Annotated in this window: 3 protein-coding genes; 2 read left to right on the top strand and 1 reads right to left on the bottom strand. The window is 73.3% G+C overall.

Annotated features, from left to right (window positions below; genetic code table 11):
* Positions 1-80 precede the first annotated feature (80 nt).
* Positions 81-1169 carry an isocitrate/isopropylmalate dehydrogenase family protein gene (locus NJ376_RS26770; RefSeq protein WP_252956419.1) on the bottom strand — a complete coding sequence of 363 codons (1089 nt, stop codon included), beginning with the start codon at positions 1167-1169 and terminating at the stop codon, positions 81-83.
* 110 nt (positions 1170-1279) lie between these two features.
* Here NJ376_RS26770 and NJ376_RS26765 point away from each other — a divergent pair, with 110 nt between their 5' ends.
* The gene (locus NJ376_RS26765; RefSeq protein ID WP_252956418.1) at positions 1280-2269 is read left to right on the top strand and encodes a Bug family tripartite tricarboxylate transporter substrate binding protein; all 990 of its coding nucleotides are present in this window, start codon (positions 1280-1282) and stop codon (positions 2267-2269) included.
* Entirely contained in the window at positions 2250-3224 is a 975-nt protein-coding gene (locus NJ376_RS26760) for a Bug family tripartite tricarboxylate transporter substrate binding protein (protein ID WP_252956417.1), read from the top strand. Before NJ376_RS26765 ends, NJ376_RS26760 begins: the two co-directional genes overlap by 20 nt.
* Positions 3225-3391 lie beyond the last annotated feature (167 nt).

Here is a 3391-nt window from a genome sequence, read left to right as displayed (position 1 = left end):
GCCCAGCGCGCCGAGCACCGCCACCGCCGCCGCGGTCCCGCCGGCGGCCGCCACGCCCTGCAGCAGCGCGCGGCGGGAGATCATGCGCCAATGCGCTCCGCGACCGCCTGCGCCACCGCCGCCGTGCCGTCCCGGCCGCCGATATCGGCGGTGCGCAGCCCGGCGGCGAAGGCGGCGTCCACCGCGCCCTCCAGCTCCAGCGCCGCATCCCCATAGCCCTGGCCCGCGCCGCGCGCGGCAAGCCAGTCCAGCATCATCGCGGCGGAGAGCAGCATCGCCGTCGGGTTGGCGATCCCCTGCCCGGCGATGTCCGGCGCCGTACCATGCGCCGGCTGGAACACCGCGTGCTCGTCGCCGATATCGGCGGAGGGGGAGAAGCCCATCCCGCCCACCAGCCCGGCGCCGAGATCGGAAAGGATGTCGCCGAACATGTTCTCGGTGGGCAGCACGTCGAATTCCCAGGGACGGCGCAGCAGGTCCAGCGCCATGGCGTCCACATAGTGGTGCCGCGCCTCGACGCCAGGGAACCCCGCCGCGACCTCGTCGAAGACGCCGCGCATGAAGGCGAAGGCACGGAAGACATTGGCCTTGTCCACCAGCGTCACCACGCCGCGCCTGCCGCGCCGCGCCGCCCGGCGCTCCGCCAGGCGGAAGGCGAAGCGGGAGAGCTTCTCCGTCACCTGGCGGGTGATGCGCAGCGTCTCCTCCGCCATGTCCTCGGTCACGGTGCCGCGGCCGCGGGAGAAGAACAGCCCTTCCGTGCTCTCCCGCAGGATCACCAGGTCGATGTCGCGGGCGCGTGGATCGGCCAGCGCCACGGGCACGCCCGGGATCGCCTTCACCGGCCTGACACCGGCATAAAGGCCAAGGCGAAAGCGGAGGTCGAGCTGCGGCCCGATCTCGGTGCCATCCGAGTAGCGGATTCCCGGCCAGCCCATGGCGCCGAGCAGGATGGCATCCGCCGCCTTCGCCGCCGCGAAGCTGCTCTCCGGCAGCGCCTCGCCCGTTTCCCGGTAGTGGAAGGCCCCGGCCGGCAGGGTCTCGGTGGCGATGCCGATTCCGTGGCGCTTCGCCAGCTTCTCCAGCACGGCGAGCGTCGCCTGCGTCACCTCCGTGCCGATGCCGTCCCCCGGCAGCACCGCGACCCTGACGCTGTTCGATCCGGCCATCGGCCCAGTCCCCTCCCCTTGCCGGCGGCGGATCGCGGGCCGGCATGGCGGGCGTTCACGCTGCGGCATGACCGTTCTATACACTCGGCCACGCAGGGATGGAGGAAGCGATGCCGAGGATTTCACGGCGCAGCCTGTTGGCCGCGCCGGCCCTGGTGCCGATGCTGGCGGGGCCGCATCGGGCGGGGGCGCAGGGGCAATGGCCGGACAAGCCGGTGCGCATCATCGTCCCCTTCCCGCCCGGCCAGGCCTCGGACATCCTCACCCGCCTGCTGGCGGATGAGCTTTCGAAGCGCTGGCCGCAGCGCTGCTTCGTCGAGAACCGCGGCGGCGCGGCCGGCGTGCCGGCGCTGGAGATGGGCGCGCGGGCGGCGCCCGATGGCTACACCCTGGTCGCCGGCACCTCCGGCACGCTGGGCGTCAACCCCTCCGTCGTACCGCGCCTCCCCTATGATGCGGAGCGCGACTTCACCCCCATCAGCAACGTCGCCATGGTGCCGCTGCTGATCGTCGCGCATCCGAACTTCCCCGGCCGCACCCCGCAGGAGGTGGTGGCTCTGGCCAAGGCCCGGCCCGGCGCGGTGGACATGGCCACCGCCGGCCCCGCCACCAGCCAGCACCTGGCGGCCGAGCTCTTCGCCCATCGCTGCGGCATCCAGCTCAACATGGTGCATTACCGCGGCAGCGGGCCGGGCATGGCGGATCTCCTCGCCGGCAACGTCACGCTGATGATGGACAGCGTCGCCAGCGCGCTGAACAACATCCAGTCCGGCCGGCTCATCCCGATCGCGGTGACGACGCCGCGGCGCGTGCCCCAATTGCCGAACGTGCCGAGCATCGCCGAGACCGTCTCCCCCGGCTATGGCGCCTTCGGCTGGTCCGGCCTCTGCGGCCCCGCCGGGCTGGCGCCGGAGATCGTCCGCCGCGTGAATGCCGATACCGTCGCCATCCTGCGCGATCCGGCCATCGCCGCCCGCTTCCTCGAGCTGGGCGCCATCGCCGACCCGACGACGCCCGAGGATTTCGGCGCCTTCGTGAAGGCGGAGATCGCGCAGTGGCGCGAGGTGGTGAGGATCGCGAATGTCCGGCTCGATGGCTGAGGCGTCGCGCCGCGCGCTGCTCGCCGCCCCCCTGCTGCTGCCGGCCCTGGCGCGGGCGCAGGAATTCCCGGCGCGCAGCATCCGCATCGTCGTGCCCTACGGGCCGGGCGGCTCCAGCGACATCGTCGCGCGCATCCTGGCGCAGCGGGCGACCGAGCTCTCCGGCCAGACCGTCGTCGTGGAGAATCGCGGCGGCGGCGCCTCCATCCCCGGCACCCAGGCGGTGATCGGCGCGCCGGCGGATGGCTACACCCTCGGCACCGCGGACAATGCGCTGGTGGTGAATCCCGGCCTGTTCCGCGAGCGCATGCCCTTCGACGTGGAGCGGGACCTGGCGCCGCTCGGCCTGGCGGTGACGGCGCCGCTGGTCCTGCTCGCCAACCCCGCCGCGAAGGCGCGCGACGTGAAGGGCGTGCTGGCGGAGATGCGCGCGGGGCCGACCGGCCTCTCCCATGGCGGCATCGGCACGCCGACGCATCTGACGGTGGTGGAATTCCTGCTGGCGACCGGGCTGGAGCCGACGGTGGTCGGCTATCGCGGCGGCGGTCCCCAGCTCACCGGGCTGGTGGCCGGCGACGTGCCCTATGGCTTCGTCGCCATCTCCTCCGCCATGACGCATATCCAGGGCGGCAGGCTGCGCCCCCTGGCGCTGACCGGCACCGAGCGCAACCCGGCACTGCCGGAAGTGCCGACCATGGCGGAGGCGGGGCTGCCGGAGGTGACGACGGTGGGCTGGTGGGGCTTCATCATGCCCACCGGCGTCCCGGCCCCCATCCAGGCCCGGCTGCGCACCCTGCTGCTGGAACCGGCGAAGGAGGCGGCGGTGCGCGCCCGGCTGGAAGGGCTGGGCTATTCCGTCGTCGCCGGCGATGCGGCCAGCTTCGGCGCCCGCATCAGGCAGGAGACGGCGCAGTGGCGCGAGCGCGCCGACCGCGCCGGGCTGAAGCCGGAGTAAAACTCAGACGGGGTCCGGGGCCAGGTCCTGGCCCCGGCGGGGTTGGCGGCACTGCCGCCAAGGAGGCAGAGCCCTCTGCCGGGGCTCGGGGGCGGAGCCCCTCAAGCTGCTGGAGCGGCTTCACGCTGACCGTGCCAGCGCGAAACCGCTCCAGTCTTTTGCTTTCC

It is taken from the genome of Siccirubricoccus soli, assembly GCF_024178315.1.
Classification (GTDB): Bacteria; Pseudomonadota; Alphaproteobacteria; order Acetobacterales; family Acetobacteraceae; genus Siccirubricoccus; species Siccirubricoccus soli.
This window is presented reverse-complemented; position numbering and strand designations above follow the sequence as displayed.